Below are 16,523 nucleotides of genomic sequence, written 5' to 3'. Positions count from 1 at the left end.
CGAGGTCCTCCTTTTCCACCCTTGCGATTCTGAGTCGTCAGTTTTTCGGCCGTTTGTAGAACGGAGTGGCCACGACTTCCGCCTTGAGGCGCTTGCCGCGGATCTCCACGTCCAGTTTCGTGCCAATGGCGGCGAATTCCGCTTTGACCAAGGCCAGCCCCACGTTCTTTTTCAGCGTCGGGGACTGGGTTCCGGTCGTCACTTCCCCCACCTGTTGGTCGTCGACGAACACCGGATAGTGCGTGCGCGGGATGCCGCGGTCGATCATTTCGATCCCGACCAGTTTGCGGGGCGCCCCGTGTTCCTTTTGCGCCTTCAATACTTCCTGGCCGATAAACGGCACGTCCTTGTCCACCTTGACGGCAAATCCGACGCCGGCCTCAATCGGCGTGACGTCCTGGCGCAGTTCCTGACCGTAGAGCGGCAGCCTGGCCTCGAAGCGGAGCGTGTCGCGCGCCCCCAGGCCGCACGGCACCAGACCGTCCTCTTTACCTGTCTCCAGGAGCTTCTCCCACACCTGGATGGCGTGTCCGGCGTCCAGGTAAATCTCGAAGCCGTCTTCGCCTGTGTACCCGGTGCGGGAGACGAGCGCGGGCACACCGTCGATCAGCACGTCCCGTTCAAAGCGAAAGAAGCCGATCTGCGACAGGTCGGTGGGCGTCAGCCGCTGCAGGATGGACTCCGCCAGCGGTCCCTGCAGGGCGAGCTGGGCCGTCTGCGGGGAGATGTTTTCGATCGAGACGCCGTCGATCAGATGCTGGGAAAGCCAGTCATAGTCCTTGTCGATGTTGGCTGCGTTGATCACCAGCAGGTAGTGGTCGTCGGCAAACTTGTACACGAGCAGATCATCCACCGTTCCTCCGTCCGGATAGCACATCACGCTGTACTGCGCCTGGCCGGGCACCAGTTTGGAGACGTCGTTGGTGGTCATACGCTGCAGGTATTCCAGCGCCCGCTCGCCTTTTACCTCCACTTCCCCCATGTGGGATACGTCGAACAATCCTGCCTTCGTCCGCACCGCTTCGTGTTCCTGGGTGATGCTGGAAAACTGGACCGGCAGCTCCCATCCGCCGAAGTCGATGGTTTTCGCCCCGTACTTCTCGTAAATCGGGAAAAGCGGCGTGCGTTTCAAAGTGGACATGCGGCACCTCCTGAACCGATTGAACTGTTTGTTGTAAGATGAACACGGCCGGCAAAGTCCTCCGACGATCAAGCCGGGTCCTTTGCGGCGGAAGTGTGGGCCGACGCAGCTCGGCATTGCGCCGGAGTACTTCGCCTCGCGCCCGGAACGTGACCAAAGTGAAGAGGGACGCGTTCACACACGCAAAAAAGGACAGGGTGGGAGAACGGAAAACGCCAAAAAAGACGGCGCCCCCATGTCTCCCCCTCTGTCCTTGGTACCTGAGAGTTGCCTTGCGCAGGCGGGCCATCCGGCGCCGCTGGCAAGTTTCCCCGTTGGTGGCTCCTGCCGAGCTCTCTCCAGAGATGCGTCAAGTAGAGGTACTTTTGCCTGAGAGATTCACCGCTGCCGGCTTGCTCCTTCGGCGCTGTCCGAAAGACAGTCTCTCCCTTCTACTATCATTCGCGTTGGATGTTGGGCCATACATAACTTTTTCAATTGATTCCATACTAAACAACGAACCTACACGTTTATCCTACCACGAGCGTGCTTTTTTGAAAATATGCAAATTGACATTCAACTCATGATTTCGTTAACAATTTTTTCTCCAAGACAAATATTGTTAACAATCAGCTCATCATCTTCATAATAATTGGCATCCTTTAGTAAAGAGGTGCAAAAATGACGAATATTCCTGTTTCGTTCGACACGAAATGGATGGATTTGCTAACGGAGCGCATGCGGCAGGACGGCCCCTGGGACAAATGGGAGCTGTTCCAGCTTGCCCTGGAAGCGGAAGAAGCCTTGGCCGTGCGCGAGTTTGACCAGCTCCAATGCCTCAAGTATCTGCCTTCGCTCAAGCCCTATCCGCACCAGCTCAAAACGGCGGAACGCGTGCTGAACGAGCTGCGCGGCCGGGCCATCCTGGCCGACGAAGTGGGGCTGGGCAAAACGATCGAAGCCGGGCTGATCATGAAGGAATACATGGTCCGCGGCCTGGCGAAGAAGATTCTGGTGCTGGTTCCCGCCTCCCTGGTGATTCAGTGGACCAAGGAGTTGAACCAGAAGTTCGGCATCCCCGCCATCGCCCAGAAAAAAGAGTACATGTGGCGGCAGTACGACGTGGTGGTGGCCTCCATCGACACGGCCAAGCGCGACCCGCACCGACGCCACGTGCTGGACATCGACTACGACATGCTGATCATCGATGAAGCGCACAAACTGAAGAACAAGCGGACGCGCAACTACCAGTTCGTCAAGGAAATCCGCAAAAAATACTGCCTGCTCCTGACCGCCACGCCGATCCAGAACGAGATGGACGAGCTGTACAACCTGATCAACCTGCTGAAACCGGGCCATCTCGGCCACACCAGCACCTTTGCCACCAACTACGTGGAAGGCAGGCGGCAGGCGAAAAACAACGAGCAGCTCAAGCACGAGCTGGACAAGGTGATGATCCGCAACAAGCGGAGCGACGGCGGCATCCAGTTTACCAACCGCCAGGTGCGGTCCATCCCCATCGAGCTGTCACCGGAGGAAAAGGCCCTGTACGATGGGGTCACCCGCTTTGTCAAAGAGCAGTACCACTCCGGGACGGGCGGCTTCAACTCGCTCGCCTTGATCACCCTGCAGCGGGAGGTCTGCTCCAGCCGGGAAGCCGCGTTCATGACGCTGTACAGCATGCACCAGCGCACCCCCGAGGACTCCCCGGCGAGAGACGAGATCATGGAGCTGGTGGAGCTGATCAAGCGGATCGAGACCCACTCCAAGGCGGCGAAAACCGTGGAACTGATCCGGGAGATCAACGACAAGGTGATCATCTTCACCGAGTACCGCGCGACGCAAAACTACCTGCAAAAGTACCTGCATGAACACGGGATCACCTCCGTGCCGTTTCGCGGCGGATTCAAGCGGAGCAAAAAAGACTGGATGACCGACCTGTTCCAAAACCGGGCGCAGGTGCTGATCGCCACCGAGGCGGGCGGCGAAGGGATCAATCTGCAGTTCTGCAACCAGGTGATCAACTACGACCTGCCCTGGAACCCGATGCGCGTGGAACAGCGGATCGGCCGCGTCCACCGGCTGGGGCAGCAGCGGGACGTCCACATCTACAACCTGTCCACCGTGGGCACGATCGAACAGCACATCCTCAACCTGCTCTATGAAAAGATCGACCTGTTCGAAATGGTGATCGGCGAGCTGGACGACATCGTGGAGCGGCTCAACCTGAATCAGTCGCTGGAGGAAAACCTCATCCGCATCATCATGGACTCCCGCTCCGAGCGGGAAATGGCCGTCAAGCTGGACAACATGGGCCAGGCGATCCGCGCCATCCGGGAGGCGGGCCGGCCGCGTGACGCGCTGCCGGAAGCGGCGGAGCACTAACCGGTCCCGGTTTATGGCCAGGACGCCCCGCCAGCGTTTCAATAGAAGCCGACTACGGGAGGTGAACGACGCATGCAGCAAGAGCAGATACGCCAATTCACGGAGCGCTACCTGGCCGCCTTTTCCGCCCATATCGTGGAGACGCATCCCGACTACCTGACGGTGAAGCTGCCGGTCGAGGTGGACAAAGATATCGGCAACCGGCCGTTTTACTGGAGTTGGGTGGAGAAAATGAACCTGCCCTACCAGCCGCTGGTACTCACCTTTTGCTTTGACCGCGAACGGATGCCGGAGGGACTGCGCGCGGAGCACCTCCATCTCGGTGCGGGGCGGCTGCAGCAGATCTTTCAATCCGCTCGCAAGCACGGCAGCTTCGTCTGCATGTACGAACAAGCGGCGTCCCCCCGTCCGGGCGCCCGGCGCACCACACCGCTCGTCCCCTGGCTGGGGCTGAACTGGAAAGTCTCCTTCATTTGCGACAAAAAGCGGGACATGCTGCTCCATTTCGGGATCAACCTGCACCAGCCCGAGATCGTTTCCAACTTTTACCCGTTCCTGCTGCAGCTTTCGCTCACCCCGTCCATCCCGGACTACTGCTACACGCTGGAAAGGCGCCTCTCCCTGGCGGAGGCCGCCGCGATCGCCGAGCAGGAGACCCGCCGCCTGCTGGCCGCAGAGGACGGGCGCTGGGCGGAGGAGGCACGGCAGCGGCTGGACGAGGAGCTTCAGATTCTGGAGGGGTACTATGCCGAGCTGGCCGCCCGTGAACCCGACAGCCGCGAGCGGGACGGCGGAGAGGCGGATGGTGACGAGCCCGGCGCAGGCGGCGGGGAGAGCGGCGGCAGTGAACCGGACGCCGTTTCCCCTCCGGGCGGCCTGGCGACCACGCTGGAAAACGCCGCACGGATGAGCGAATCCGTCCCGGCTTCCCCTGTCCCGATTGCTCCCCGCTCCGCCCAGCCTGCGCCCGAGCCGTCCGCAGCCGGGGAGGAGCACCGGAGAGGCGGCGGCCGCATCCTGGACTTTTTGCGGGCCAACGGCATTCCCGAAACGCCGCGCGAAGAGATCGTCCAGGAAGAGTGGCGCAGCAGCACGCCGGAAGAGGAAAAGCGGCGGCGCATGGAGGAACTGCGCTGGCAGTACGAGCCTCGCATCGAGGTGCAGTTCCTGAACGGCGGGCTGTTTTACCTGCAGTCCACGCCTCCCGCCAAAAACCGGCGAAATCTGTAAAAGAAGAGCGAGAAAAAACGATCGCGAAGAGACAGCAAGCAACAAATCTTTTTCGTCAACCTGGTTACAATAGGTACCAAGAAGCCTTTTGCAGAAGGTGGTGCATGCTTGTGGCCAGACGAATGACCCGATCCGTATGTGCACTGCTCTGTGCTCTCGCTGTCGCGTGGCCTGCCGTCACGCGCGCCGAAGAACCGGATTGGGACAAGCGTTTTCACACACAAGTTCAACAGTGGATGAAGACTATCGTCGAGCGGGACCCGCAGTTCCGCGACTGGACGAACGCCCGGATCGATGCCCAATCGCTCGGCGCCAACCAGCATCAGTGGCTGGTCAGCGTCACGCGGGACGGCAGGCAGGTGGGCTACATGGTGGTTGGCGAATCGCCCGCCCCCGGAAAACAGCCGACGTTTGTGCTGCTCGAATACGGGGTCGGCGAATACATTTTGTTTGACGACGCGTTTGCCCCGCGCGCAGTGGCGGCGGAACCGGTCTATGACGGATTCGCCTCCCACTGGCTGGTCGCTCGTCAAGAGCATCGGGAGCTGGTGGACGCCAAGACGGGCGAAGCATACCCCGCTTCCGTCGCATCCGGCCCGCCGGTGATCACCACGCTGCCGGACAGCGAACTGGCCCGCCCGGAAGAACGTCTGACCGCTGCCCGCGTGCTGTCCGGGGCGGTGCAGGACCCGTTTGACCGGATCGGCTGGCTGAACGACACGTCCCACAGGCGTCAGGTGACCTGGACGGACCTCTGGCAAAAAACGACGTCCGGGCCGGTAACGCTTACCGTGCCGCTCTTCCAATCCGATGTGCTGGCTCCGTTCGCGGTCCAGTCGCTTCATCTGTGGAACGGCCACGCGGCATACGTCGGCGTGTGGGACGAGGGACTGCGCTTCGTGCCGTACGCCTACGCGATGAAAGTGGGGCAGTTTCATGCCGAGGATACCACCTCACTCAAAACAAGCTCTCTGCCGGATTGAACCGACAGAGAGCTTTTGTCTGGTGGCTGTGTGCTGTATTTCGTCAGCCCGCCTCTTTCGTTTTTGCGCCTGGGTGCGATAATTGCGCCCGTCAGCGATGCTCCGTGGGCGACAGACGGATGTGCACCGCATGAAACACTTCCTGGGGGGTCATGCCTGCGGCGTTGATGACCGGGGCTCCGGAAATGGTCTTGCTCTGGTCGTTCAGCACGTTGACATCCTGGCCGGTGATCACAATGGCGTCCACCATGTTTTGCCAGTTGCCCAGGTCCACCACGTCATACCCGTTGTCGCGCAGCATTTTGCGGATCTGGGTAAGGGAACGTTCCACTGCCACTCTCGCCATATGCTACCTCCGTCCGATGGGATTATTTGCGCCAAAACAGCTTGATCGACAACGGAATGGCCCCGAACCAGCGCGTCGACCAGGCCTCGCGCGGGTGTTTCCGCCGGCGGCGCTCTTCCTTCGGGGTCTCCACGTACTGCACAAACAAACGGGTCAGGTACTTCAAATACTCCTGAAACGACATCACACGTGCCTCCTTCGTACGCACGGTTCCGCGCCGTTTTGCCGTGAAGGCGGAGCGCTTTCTTCCCCTATTCTCTCCCGATCAGGCCGCTTTCAACCATCCTGCCGCGGATTTCCGCCACGATTTCGGACACGTCCTTGCCGGTCGTGTCGATCTGGATGGGGGCGAAATCATACGCCCCTTTCCGCTCTTCCAACAGCCTCCGCACCCGGTCCGCCACGCCGCCGGCGAGGAGCGGACGGCCGGTGTCGCCCTCCAGGCGGCGGATCAGTTCCTGCTCCGTCGCGGACAAGGCGATCACCGTTCCCTCCTGCAGCATGAGCCGGACGTTTTCCGGACGAAGCACCGCTCCGCCTCCGGTGGTCAGCACCTGCGGTCTTTCCCGCAGCAAATCCCGCAGCGCAGCGCTTTCCGCATCCCGGAAGTACCGCTCTCCCTTTGTCGCGAACAGCTCGGGGATCGAACATCCCTCCCGCTCTGCGATCGCCTCGTCCAAATCACGGTGCGGAATGCCCAGCGCCTGGGCCAGCGCGGAACCCACCGTGGTTTTCCCCGTTCCCATGAATCCGACGAGAATCACATTGCCGTATGTCATCGGCTGTCTCCTGCCTTTCGTAGTCGTGGATGTCTGTCTCATAATGTTTACTTCAGGGTCACGGTCTTCGCTTCTTTGTCATAGGCAGCCTGCACGCCGAGCACCTGGCTGAACAAGGAGAGCGGCGCCATCGTCCTCCCCTCGATTTCCAGCAGCGGCTGCCCCAGATCGACGCGCTGGCCGTCCCGCTCGACAACGCGTTGGCCCTTTTTGAGCACGACCTGCCGCCCCCTGCCCTGCACCACCGTCACCTGCTTTTCCGGCGACCAAGTGACGCGGTACCCCATCCGTTCCGCCAATTCGCGCAGCGGGAGGTAGACCGTCCCGTTTTTCACCCGGGCCGGAACGGACGGGTAATAGCTCGTCCCGTTCACGAGCGTCGTCACGTACGGTTCCAGCTCCACCGGCCGCAGCGGCGCCTTGTTTTCGGCCTGGACATTGGGGACGAAGTAGCGGGCTTCTCCTTGCAGCACCTGGCCCAGCGCCTGGTCGAGGTGCTCCGGACCGATGACGCTGCCGTGGTAGGTGCGCTGCACGCGCTGCAAGAAGCGCTTGTAGGCGTCGTCGCCGATCTGCCGGCGCAGGTGGTCGTACAACAGCGCCCCTTTGGAGTACCAGGTCCAGTGAAACTCCTCTTCGCCGGCAAACTGGTTGAGCCGCTTGCCCAGCCTGCCGGACGGATAGCGCTGCTTCAGCTTGTCCGCGTCGCGGCTGTACGAGGCAAGGAGGGCGGCGGACGCCTGGGAACCGTAGCGATTCTGCAGGTAGTGATAGACGCTCATCTCCACCAGCCCCTCGTCCAGCCAGCCGTGCACCGCTTCCAGCGTGGCAACGCTGTTGTACCACCACATGTGGGCCACCTCGTGCGGCAGCCAGTGCTCGATCAGGTTGTTGCGGTACATGTCCCGCTTAAACACCGCCATGTTGGCGTACTCCATCGCATACGTCGTGCCGGGGCCGGTCTCCGCAATCGCCACCCGGGGATACGGCAGCGGGCCGTACCATTCCGTATAGACCGGAAACACGGACCGGGCGATCGCTTTGATCCGCTCAATGTTGCCCTTGTCCACGGACGCGATGTCCACCGTCAAGTTGGGCGCAAAGGTAATCGTCTCCACATGATAATGCGGGCTGCCCACCAGGGCAAAATTGAGCAGTCGGCTGCCGCGGAACCGCACTTCCTGCCGGCTGCCGGCCAGCGGCTTGGCCTCTCCACGCCCCCAGGAACTCACCCATTGGAAGCCCTTTGGCGATACAAACGACACGTCGTAATCGGCGTAATGGTAAACAAACGGATCGCCGAAATCGATCCGCTGCGGCGGGTTGTACCAGTTGCCCCGCTGGTCCATCGCACCCAGCATCGGATACCAGGTGGTCAATGTCCAGATGTCGTCCTTCACCCCAAAACGGGTGCCGCGGCGGGGAACGGGATTCTCGAAGGTGACCGTCAAGCTCCCCCGCTTCGCCGAGCCGAACGGATTGGTCAGATGGATGACCGACTGGCGTCGTTCGAACGGCAGCGGCTTGTCCCCAAAGCGAATCCCCTTGATCGCCATCGGATTCCACGGGTAGTCGTAGATAAACAGGCGAAGATCGGGTGTGCGCGGATTATCGAACTCCACCGTGACACTTCCCGTGATGGTCGCCTGTGCGGTATGCAGTTCGGCGCGAATCGTATAGGTCGGATGCAGGTCTTTCACATAGGAGGGAAGCGGCGGATTGTAGGCGAACGGATCGGCTCCCGTTTCCGCCGTCACCGGCGCGTTTTTCATGAGAAACGGTGCCAGCGCGGGCCACTTGGCAATCACACCCGCCGATGCGAAGACGACAAAAATCGTCAAACAGATCAACAAGCTCGTTTTGTGCAATGGTTTCATGTCAGCCCCCGACTCATAAGCGACAAGCACGATGCTTTTTCGCCGCAAAGCTTATCCAATTTATTGTAGCAAATCCCGACAAGGCTGAATAGAAATTCTTGCCACCCCACGCCCCCATGGCGGCGGCCCGCACGCGACGGCAGCCAACGGAAAAACAGCCGAACCCGATAAAGGCTGCGGCTGTTTTTTGTCATTACCACGTCTCGTACATGATCTCGCCGGTGTGGGTCAAATCGTATCCCCCGATCGCGGCCAGTTCGTTGCGAAACGATGCCGACCGCAGGATGTCGCACACAAGCCGGATCAGCTCCTCGTTTTCCGTCGTTTTGAGGATGACCAGATCGTACCGCTCCCGGATCGCAGGCAGAAACTCCACCCCCACGATTCGGGCGGCCTTTTCAATCCCCACGCCGACGTCCGCCTCGCCCCTGGCTACCGCTCCGGCCACGGCGAGGTGATTGGCCTCTTCCCAGTCGTATCCCGCCACGTCCCGTCCGGCGATGCCGTGCAGCCGAAACTGTTCCTCGATCAGGGTGCGGGCTCCGGAGCCTTTTTCCCGGTTCACCATGCGCACCCCGGGTTTGACGAAATCGGCCCACCCGGCGATCCGCTTCGGGTTGCCCTCCTGGACGTAAAAACCGGCCCAGCGGGAAACCAGATTGACGATCACGAAGCGGTATCCGGACAAGATCCGCCGCACATACGGCGTGTTGTATTCCCCGGTGTCGCCGTCGAACAGGTGCGTGCTGACGACATCCGCCTCGCCCGCGTACATCGCCAGCAGGCTGTTGATGCTGCCCGCATAGGAGCGAAGCGGCCGCATCGTTTTGCCCCGCCGTTCGAGATGATTGGCCAGCATGTCGAGACTGACGTCCTGGCCGCTGATGATGACCGGACGAGACTGCGGCGCTCCCTGTGGCACGGCGCTGCGACGCATGGGCGTCACAGCCGCCGAAGGGATCGGGGCCGCCGCGGCCGAGCCGTACTCACCCTTCGCTCTTGCCTTGTACGCTTCCAGATCGGACGCGTCCACCCGCATCTGCCGGCCGACGCGGTACGCGGGCAGTTCGCCTTTTTTGATCAAATCGTACACGGTCAATTTGGAAATCCGCAGCATCTTGGCAATTTCTTCGGTCGTGTAAGAAATGTCGTCGTTCATCGCCGCCTCCCGGATCAATTGCTGACTTGTCTTTCTCCATTTTCGTTCACCATTCGCACTTTTGCAATTGATGAAACGAACGAATTCAGATAATCTAATTATAACTAATTATTACTACATATAACAAAACAGAACTCAGGAGGACTTATCATGCGAAAACAATTGACTGCCATCTTCGCGGCGCTCAGCATGCTGTGTGCCGCCGGTTGTGGTGCACAGGCGCCATCCGACCAGCAAACCGCCCCGCAGCAGCAGCCGGCCAAGCCGGCGGAAACGACGCTGATGGTCTCGGCCGCCGCCAGCCTGACCGACGCGTTGAATGACCTGAAGCCCGCGTTTGAGCGCGAACACCCCGGAGTGACGGTCACCTACAACTTCGGCAGTTCCGGCAAGCTGGCCTCGCAAATCGAGCAGGGCGCTCCCGCCGACGTCTTTTTGTCCGCCAGCAAACAGGATATGGACAGACTGGAAGAGAAACAGTTGATTGCCAAGGACACGCGCCTTGACTTTGCCAAAAACGAGCTCGTTCTGATCACGGCCGGTTCCAGCCCACTGGCGCTTGCGTCCTTTGAAGAACTGGGCGGAGACGCCGTCAAGCATCTCGCCGTCGGCGAACCGGAGAGCGTCCCGGCCGGCCGCTACGCCAAAGAAACGCTCGAACACCTGAAGCTTTGGGACAGCCTGTCGGGCAAGCTGGTCTTTGCCAGCGACGTGCGCCAGGTCCTGACCTACGTCGAGTCGGGCAACGCCGACGCCGGCATCGTCTACGCGAGCGATGCCGCCATTTCGCCCAAGGTGAAGGTGATCGCCACAGCCAAACCGGAATGGCACAAACCGATCGTCTATCCGGGCGCCGTCGTCGCCGCCTCCCGTCAGGCGGACACCGCCAAGGCATTTCTCGAGTACCTGACCAGCGAAAAAGGCAAGGCGATTCTGCAAACGTACGGATTTCGTGAATAAGGGAAAAGAACAGGAGGCGGACACATGAATCATCCCGATCTGACACCCCTGCTGCTGTCGCTGAAAGTGGCCGCCGTCTCCACCTCCATCGTATTCGTCGCCGGTCTGCTGATCGCCCGCTTCCTGACGCGAAAGCACTTCTGGGGCAAGCACGTACTGGAGTCGTTTCTGCTGCTGCCGCTGGTGCTGCCGCCCACCGTCGTCGGGTTTGGCCTCCTGCTTTTATTCGGAAAGAACGGGATGTTGGGCAAGTGGCTGGCGGAGTGGTTCGGGGTCCAGGTCGTCTTTTCGCTGACCGGCGCCGTGATCGCTTCCGTGGTCGTGTCGTTTCCGTTGATGTATCAGAGTGCCGCCGCCGCCTTCAGCGGGATCGACCGGCGGTACGAAGACGCCGCCCGGACGATGGGGGCCTCGGAGTGGCGCGTCTTCTGGACGATTTCCTTTCCGCTTGCCTGGCCGGGGCTGTTGGCCGGATTCGTGCTCTCGTTCGCCCGGGGACTGGGGGAGTTCGGCGCGACGCTGATGTTGGCGGGATACATTCCCGGCAAGACCGACACGATCCCCGTCGCCATCTATTTCGCCGTGGAAGCCGGCCAGATGGACAAGGCGCTCTTTTGGGTCATCGTGATCGTCTCGCTGGGCATGGGGACGACGATGTGGCTGAACTGGTGGAGCCGACGCAGCGTCCGCCGGTTTGCCAACACGAAATGAGGCGGGAGAATGACCATGCTGTATGTCGACATTCAAAAACGGCTGCCCGACTACGTCCTGCACGCGCGGTTTACGGCGAAAGACGAGATTGTCGTCCTGTTCGGCCCTTCCGGTTCGGGCAAGACCACCATTTTGAACTGTGTGGCGGGATTGACCCATCCCGACGCCGGCCTGATCCGGCTGTCCGACACCGTCTTTTTCGACGGCCATCCGAAAAAGGCCCTGCCGCCGCAGCGGCGCAACGTGGGCTATCTCTTCCAGGACTACGCCCTGTTTCCGCATATGACAGTGGAACAAAACATCCGCTACGGCATGAAAAAGGGAACCAACCTGCGGCTTGATGAACTGCTCGCCTCCGTCGGGATCGACCGGCTGCTGGACAAATACCCGCACCAACTGTCCGGCGGGCAAAAACAGCGAGTCGCCCTGGTGCGGGCGCTGGCAACGGAACCGGACATCCTGCTCCTGGACGAGCCGCTGTCCGCCCTGGACGCCGACACACGCCGCCAGTGCCAGGATGAACTGCTCCGGCTGCACGAGATGTGGCGCATTCCGTTTCTCCTGGTCACGCACGACCGCGAAGAGGCGGAAAGGCTGGGCGACGTGATCCTCGTGACGGAGAACGGCCAGGTTCACCCCCAGCATCCGCAGTCGGAAAACAGGACGTCCCTCCACGCCGGGATCGAGCGCGAATCCTCGGGAGGGAGGAGCTGATCCGCCATGTGGGGCTGGACGAACACGACAAAAGCCGTGCCGCATCCCCGCCGCCTTTTCGCTGGCGGCCGGGACGGCACGGCTTTTTCTTTCGTTCCCTTCGTTATTTGGCACTGAACGGTTCGATTTTCACGTCATGCTGTTTGGCCCAGCGGTGGAGTTCGGTGAGAAACGGCAGCAGGTCGGGGCTTTCGGCGTGTACGCAGAGCGTGTCCGCAGCCAGCGCGATGACGCTCCCGTCGACGGTTTGCACCGTCTGTTCCAGAACGAGCTGCCTCGTCTGCTGCATCTGCTCTTCCTTGCTGATCAGCACGCTGCCCTCCAGTTCGCGCGGAGCCAACCTGCCGTTTGGCAGATACGCGCGGTCGGCAAACACCTCTTCCGCCACCTGCAGGCCGTATTCCAGCCCGATCTCCACCAGTTTGCTGCCCGACAAGGCGTAGAGGATGAGGTCACCGTCGATATCACCGATCGCCTGCACCACCGCCTCGGCCAGCTCCGGCTGCTCGGCCGCCTCGTTGTACAGCGCCCCGTGCAGTTTCACGTGATGCAGGCTCCCTCCCAGCGCCTTCGTCACACCGGACAGGGCGGCCACCTGATACAGCACCAGTTCGTACACCTCCCGCGCCGAGAGGTTCATGGAACGGCGGCCGAACCCCTGCACGTCGGGATAGCCCGGATGCGCGCCGATTTTTACCCCGTGCCGGAGCGCCGCTTCTACCGTTCTGCAGATGATGTGGGGATCGCCCGCATGCAGGCCGCAGGCGACGTTAACGGACGTAATCCACTTCATGATGCCCAGGTCCTCCGATTGCCGTCCGCGGCCGAACCCTTCCGCCATGTCGCAGTTGATATCCAGGTGAATCATGTACGCACCCGCCCTTCTGTAAACGCTGTCATTGTCAGTTTCGCTTTCCATTTCCATTTCATTTTCCATTTCTTACAGCATATCATGCCGCTCCGACCAGCAAAAGCAAAAAAGCTGCCGAAATGTGGCAGCTTAGCGGACGTTTTCTGTCGAAGCGCCTGTCGGCACCAGTCCATCTTCGCTTTGCAAGGTTTCCGCCAGGGCCATGAGCTGGCTCTTCTCCTGTTTGTAATCGTATTCTTTCGCCTTGTCCGGCTTGGCGTTGTTGTACTCGATCGGAATCTCGTGTCGGTGGGACCGCTCGATTTTCGTGACGAAATGCAGCTTTTCCATCATGCGGATCGTTTCGTCGATCTGATTGGCATCGACGTACATCGACACGTAGTTCAGCCGCTTGGAGATGTAGTGAATGGTGCCAAATTTGCGTAAATTTTTGGCGGCACGCGTGTTTTTCACCCACACGGCGACCCCAAGACGTCGTTCTCTCATGCTGGTCGTCGATCTCCTTCCCGAACGTGATATAATCATTCGTAACAGACGCGTTGCGCGGTTTTGTCCCTCTTAAAAGACTCCTGGAAGCGAGGGATGGCACATGCTCCTGGACACGTACTACCAACAGCTTACGGCCGCGATCCTGCAGCAGGACTTCGCCGATCAAGCGTGCTGGCGCGAGTTTGCCGGCCAACGCTTTTTCTATGTAGCGAGTCCGCTCCCCGCCTCCCAACTGGCCGAGCGGCTGTTGGCGACGGGTGAACGGATCACGGCCGACACGAAGCTGAAACCGGAGTGCGTCTACGTGCGCTCCGCCGGTCTGCAGCACGTCTTTCGCTTTCGCTTCCTCGTGCCGCAGGAGAAGCAGTTCTGCTGCGGGAACCTGTGCGAAGACTGCTTTCTTCTCAGGCAGCCGCGGTCATGAGCGTTTTTTCACGCTGCACCCGCAGCTTCCTCCGCTGCCGCAGCCGCTGCTTTTCGCCTCCAAGAACGGGTTGTTGCTGGGGACCTTGATCGTCTCCGAGACCGCGTCGGCGATGGTTCGCCCAACCTGGTACAGCAGACGGTCCAGGTTGTCCTCCGCCCGCTTGAACGCCTGGACAGAATCCAGCATCTCGATGGACCGCTTTAACTCGCGGACCTCCTTGGATATCTGATCGTAGTCGGGATGGTATTTCCCGAACCGCTGAACATCTTCGTACTGGGCCTTTTTGCGTTCGAACAGCGCGAGCAGCCGCTGCGCCTCCTCGTCCGCTTCCATCCGCTGCTTGGCGTGGATGTACTCCGAGACCTCGCGCGAATGGTTGATCATCGTGGACAGCTCGTGTGAATGCAGGATGAGCTGGGCCATGTCCACCGTTTCCAATGCTTCCATACAGCGAGACCCCCTTTCTTGAAAGCCCTTATCTTGCATTGTACCACGAAACAATCCGGCTAGTACAGATAATCCGGCAGGAGAATGCGCACGCGGTCGATCTCGTCCAGCCGACAGCGCCTTTTTCCGCTGCGCTCCTCTAAGGTCAGATGCCAGTACCCCATCTCCACGGCCACCTGCCGGGGAATGCCTTCCCACATCTGGCCGCCGCTGAGACGAAGCTGAACCTCCAGTTCCAGCTCGCGGGCCCGCTGCAGCAGATCGCGCAGGGTTTGGGGATGGTAGGACTGGAAATGCTGCGTCCACATCTTGGGCAGAGCGGCCGCCTGGGGCACGCCTTCCCACTGGTCGGGAAAGGTGTTTTCCACCGCGTACCCGTCCCAGGGTCGGTCCACGGCAAAGAGACCGGCAGCCGGCACATCCTCTGTCGAATCAGCCGCTTCCCTCTCCTCGCGCATCGGCGCACCCGCCTGCGGCTCGTAGCCGTACGCCCGAAACAGCGCCAGGAGGTTCGCCTCCTGCGCCGGCGTCACGAGGAAATCGGTCGGGGAAATGACCATCTGCAGGTACGGCTGAAACGCTTCGATCTGCCGCAGCTCCTCCAGCAGGCCGGGGTGGGCGGTCCGCACCCGGACCAGCGGTTCCAGTTGGATTTGCCGCGCGTTTTTCCCCCACATCGCGATCAACTGCCCGACCGCTTCCGGCAGCGGGTGGGCACAGGACTGGCGCAGCGTCTCTACAGCCTGCCGCTCCGTTCCGCCTGCGGCCAGAAACGCCTGCAGCGGTTTGGCCTGCAGTTCGCCGCGCAGCAGGTCCCCGTCAAACGCCAGCGGGCAGAACCGGCTCAACGCCCAGACCGCCTGCAGCGGAACGAGCGGCGGTATGGTGATGCCCCCGGCGGGATCGATAAACCACCCTTCTTCCCGGGGAAGGCGAGGCAGGCTGTTCCATCGCCAGTAAAGCGCTCCGTCGGCCGCGGTGCCGAGCTGAATCCAGCCGAAGCCCAGCAGCAGATGGAGCCACTCGTCGACCACCCGCCGCTTCGCCTCGTCCGGCAGGACAAATCCGGCCTCCGCCAAGCTCCGAAGCATGCTGTCGAGCGAGTGCCACTGCTCCTGCGGGGAACGCTTCATCCACAAGGCCAGCGCGTCCCACCAGCCTTCGTGAGGCAGGTACTGCTCGGCTGCCAGCTCGTACAGTTGTTCCCAGCTCTGTTCCGGTGTCATGTCCAGCCATTGGAGCACGCGGCGCTCCGCCAGGACGAGCCGTTTCTCCTGCGGACGGACAAGCCCGAGGCGCAGCGCCACGTCCAGCACCACGTCCAACGGCAGCCCGTCCGGTTCCTCATCGGCAAGCGGCGGCAGTTTCCATCCGTCTACATGGCTTCTGTCCAGCGACAGCAGCGCTGCCATCTTTTGCCGGACCCGGCGGTGAAGGCCGCCTTTTTGCGTCAGCGGCACGTCGTTGTCGCGAATGAACAGCAGGACGGCAAAAAGATCCAGATGTAACCCCCGTCCCGCTGTTATATAATAAGGGAGCGTTTTTGGCGCCGGAGAAGGGGATTCCGCCTCCGGCAGCAGGCAGCAGGTCAGATGCTCCCGCACTTCACGGGGCATCAGATAACCGATCTCGCTCCACATCTTGCGAACGGTAAGCACCAGGCCGAGCCTGCGCAGTCTGTTCAATCCGACGGCCAGATGCCGGTGGTTTTTGGCGCTGAGCCGATCCCACTCTCTCTTCCGGAAAAACCCTCTGGCGGAAGAGGTGACGAACAGCCGGATCGCCTGCCGCTCGGGTTCACTGGCCTGCTTCCACACTTCCGCGGCAAAGGCCGGATCGGCCAGGCGGACGTGCACGTCCCGTTCGTCGTGGATGCCCAGTCGCTTTTCGTGCTCGTCCCGCATCGCTTGCCGGGTCGAGTGGGAAAGGTATTCGACGCATTGCTGCACACGCACGCTTGTCACCCCGCTTTCGCCGTTATTTGCCACATGGTCGTCAACCTACAACATCATGGAGGGATATTGC

17 protein-coding genes and 1 riboswitch are annotated in these 16,523 nt (G+C 61.0%); of the genes, 7 read left to right on the top strand and 10 right to left on the bottom strand.

Features of this window, described 5'->3' with window-relative positions; translation table 11 throughout:
• Positions 1-37: 37 nt before the first annotated feature.
• Positions 38-1,141, bottom strand: a complete 1,104-nt coding sequence (gcvT, locus tag M516_RS0112595) for a glycine cleavage system aminomethyltransferase GcvT (protein WP_029099436.1) — start codon at positions 1,139-1,141, stop codon at positions 38-40.
• 347 nt (positions 1,142-1,488) lie between these two features.
• Positions 1,489-1,582: riboswitch (glycine riboswitch) on the bottom strand.
• Between the two features lie 219 nt (positions 1,583-1,801).
• Here gcvT and M516_RS0112590 point away from each other — a divergent pair.
• The 3 genes from M516_RS0112590 (at position 1,802) to M516_RS0112580 (ending at position 5,718) form a co-directional block, all read left to right on the top strand.
• Complete coding sequence (locus M516_RS0112590; RefSeq protein ID WP_029099435.1) at positions 1,802-3,505, top strand: DEAD/DEAH box helicase; 1,704 nt, start codon at positions 1,802-1,804, stop codon at positions 3,503-3,505.
• Between the two features lie 72 nt (positions 3,506-3,577).
• Positions 3,578-4,735 carry a YqhG family protein gene (locus M516_RS0112585; RefSeq protein WP_029099434.1) on the top strand — a complete coding sequence of 386 codons (1,158 nt, stop codon included), beginning with the start codon at positions 3,578-3,580 and terminating at the stop codon, positions 4,733-4,735.
• A gap of 110 nt (positions 4,736-4,845) precedes the next feature.
• Positions 4,846-5,718, top strand: coding sequence for a hypothetical protein (locus tag M516_RS0112580; RefSeq protein ID WP_238550974.1), 873 nt, complete (start codon positions 4,846-4,848; stop codon positions 5,716-5,718).
• 91 nt (positions 5,719-5,809) lie between these two features.
• Here M516_RS0112580 and M516_RS0112575 read toward each other — a convergent pair whose 3' ends face one another.
• The 5 genes from M516_RS0112575 to M516_RS0112555 form a co-directional block, all read right to left on the bottom strand.
• Positions 5,810-6,064 carry a YkuS family protein gene (locus M516_RS0112575; RefSeq protein ID WP_029099432.1) on the bottom strand — a complete coding sequence of 85 codons (255 nt, stop codon included), beginning with the start codon at positions 6,062-6,064 and terminating at the stop codon, positions 5,810-5,812.
• Positions 6,065-6,086: 22 nt separating this feature from the next.
• Entirely contained in the window at positions 6,087-6,248 is a 162-nt protein-coding gene (locus tag M516_RS24805) for a YqzE family protein (protein WP_081656535.1), read from the bottom strand.
• Positions 6,249-6,315: 67 nt separating this feature from the next.
• A complete protein-coding gene (locus tag M516_RS0112565; RefSeq protein WP_029099431.1) occupies positions 6,316-6,843 on the bottom strand; it encodes a shikimate kinase in 528 nt (175 codons plus the stop codon).
• Between the two features lie 47 nt (positions 6,844-6,890).
• Positions 6,891-8,720: a stalk domain-containing protein gene (locus M516_RS0112560; protein WP_029099430.1), complete on the bottom strand. Its 1,830-nt coding sequence runs from the start codon at positions 8,718-8,720 to the stop codon at positions 6,891-6,893.
• A 193-nt stretch (positions 8,721-8,913) separates the two neighbouring features.
• On the bottom strand, positions 8,914-9,879 hold the full coding sequence (locus M516_RS0112555) for a helix-turn-helix transcriptional regulator (protein ID WP_029099429.1): 966 nt from the start codon (positions 9,877-9,879) through the stop codon (positions 8,914-8,916).
• 150 nt (positions 9,880-10,029) lie between these two features.
• Here M516_RS0112555 and modA point away from each other — a divergent pair, with 150 nt between their 5' ends.
• From modA to M516_RS0112540, 3 genes are read left to right on the top strand one after another with little or no spacing between them, the layout of a single operon-like run.
• Positions 10,030-10,839, top strand: a complete 810-nt coding sequence (modA, locus tag M516_RS0112550) for a molybdate ABC transporter substrate-binding protein (protein ID WP_029099428.1) — start codon at positions 10,030-10,032, stop codon at positions 10,837-10,839.
• 24 nt (positions 10,840-10,863) lie between these two features.
• Positions 10,864-11,550: a molybdate ABC transporter permease subunit gene (gene modB / locus M516_RS0112545; RefSeq protein WP_029099427.1), complete on the top strand. Its 687-nt coding sequence runs from the start codon at positions 10,864-10,866 to the stop codon at positions 11,548-11,550.
• 15 nt (positions 11,551-11,565) lie between these two features.
• Positions 11,566-12,264: an ATP-binding cassette domain-containing protein gene (locus M516_RS0112540; RefSeq protein ID WP_029099426.1), complete on the top strand. Its 699-nt coding sequence runs from the start codon at positions 11,566-11,568 to the stop codon at positions 12,262-12,264.
• 103 nt (positions 12,265-12,367) lie between these two features.
• Here the strand turns inward: M516_RS0112540 and M516_RS0112535 are convergent, their stop codons facing one another.
• Both M516_RS0112535 and M516_RS0112530 read right to left on the bottom strand, forming a co-directional pair.
• Complete coding sequence (locus tag M516_RS0112535; RefSeq protein ID WP_029099425.1) at positions 12,368-13,132, bottom strand: LamB/YcsF family protein; 765 nt, start codon at positions 13,130-13,132, stop codon at positions 12,368-12,370.
• 132 nt (positions 13,133-13,264) lie between these two features.
• Positions 13,265-13,621 carry a YlbG family protein gene (locus M516_RS0112530; RefSeq protein WP_029099424.1) on the bottom strand — a complete coding sequence of 119 codons (357 nt, stop codon included), beginning with the start codon at positions 13,619-13,621 and terminating at the stop codon, positions 13,265-13,267.
• 103 nt (positions 13,622-13,724) lie between these two features.
• Here M516_RS0112530 and M516_RS0112525 point away from each other — a divergent pair, with 103 nt between their 5' ends.
• Positions 13,725-14,048 (top strand): hypothetical protein, encoded by a 324-nt coding sequence (locus tag M516_RS0112525; RefSeq protein WP_029099423.1) that lies wholly within the window; start codon positions 13,725-13,727, stop codon positions 14,046-14,048.
• Here M516_RS0112525 and M516_RS0112520 read toward each other — a convergent pair.
• Positions 14,043-14,498: a YlbF/YmcA family competence regulator gene (locus M516_RS0112520; RefSeq protein WP_029099422.1), complete on the bottom strand. Its 456-nt coding sequence runs from the start codon at positions 14,496-14,498 to the stop codon at positions 14,043-14,045. The genes M516_RS0112525 and M516_RS0112520 overlap by 6 nt on opposite strands.
• A gap of 59 nt (positions 14,499-14,557) precedes the next feature.
• A complete protein-coding gene (locus tag M516_RS0112515) occupies positions 14,558-16,453 on the bottom strand; it encodes a hypothetical protein (protein ID WP_029099421.1) in 1,896 nt (631 codons plus the stop codon).
• Positions 16,454-16,523 lie beyond the last annotated feature (70 nt).

It is taken from the genome of Brevibacillus thermoruber 423, assembly GCF_000454065.1.
In the GTDB taxonomy this organism is placed as follows: Bacteria; Bacillota; Bacilli; order Brevibacillales; family Brevibacillaceae; genus Brevibacillus; species Brevibacillus thermoruber.
The sequence above is the reverse complement of the archived record's forward strand: the minus strand, read 5'-3'. Positions and strand labels throughout refer to the sequence as shown.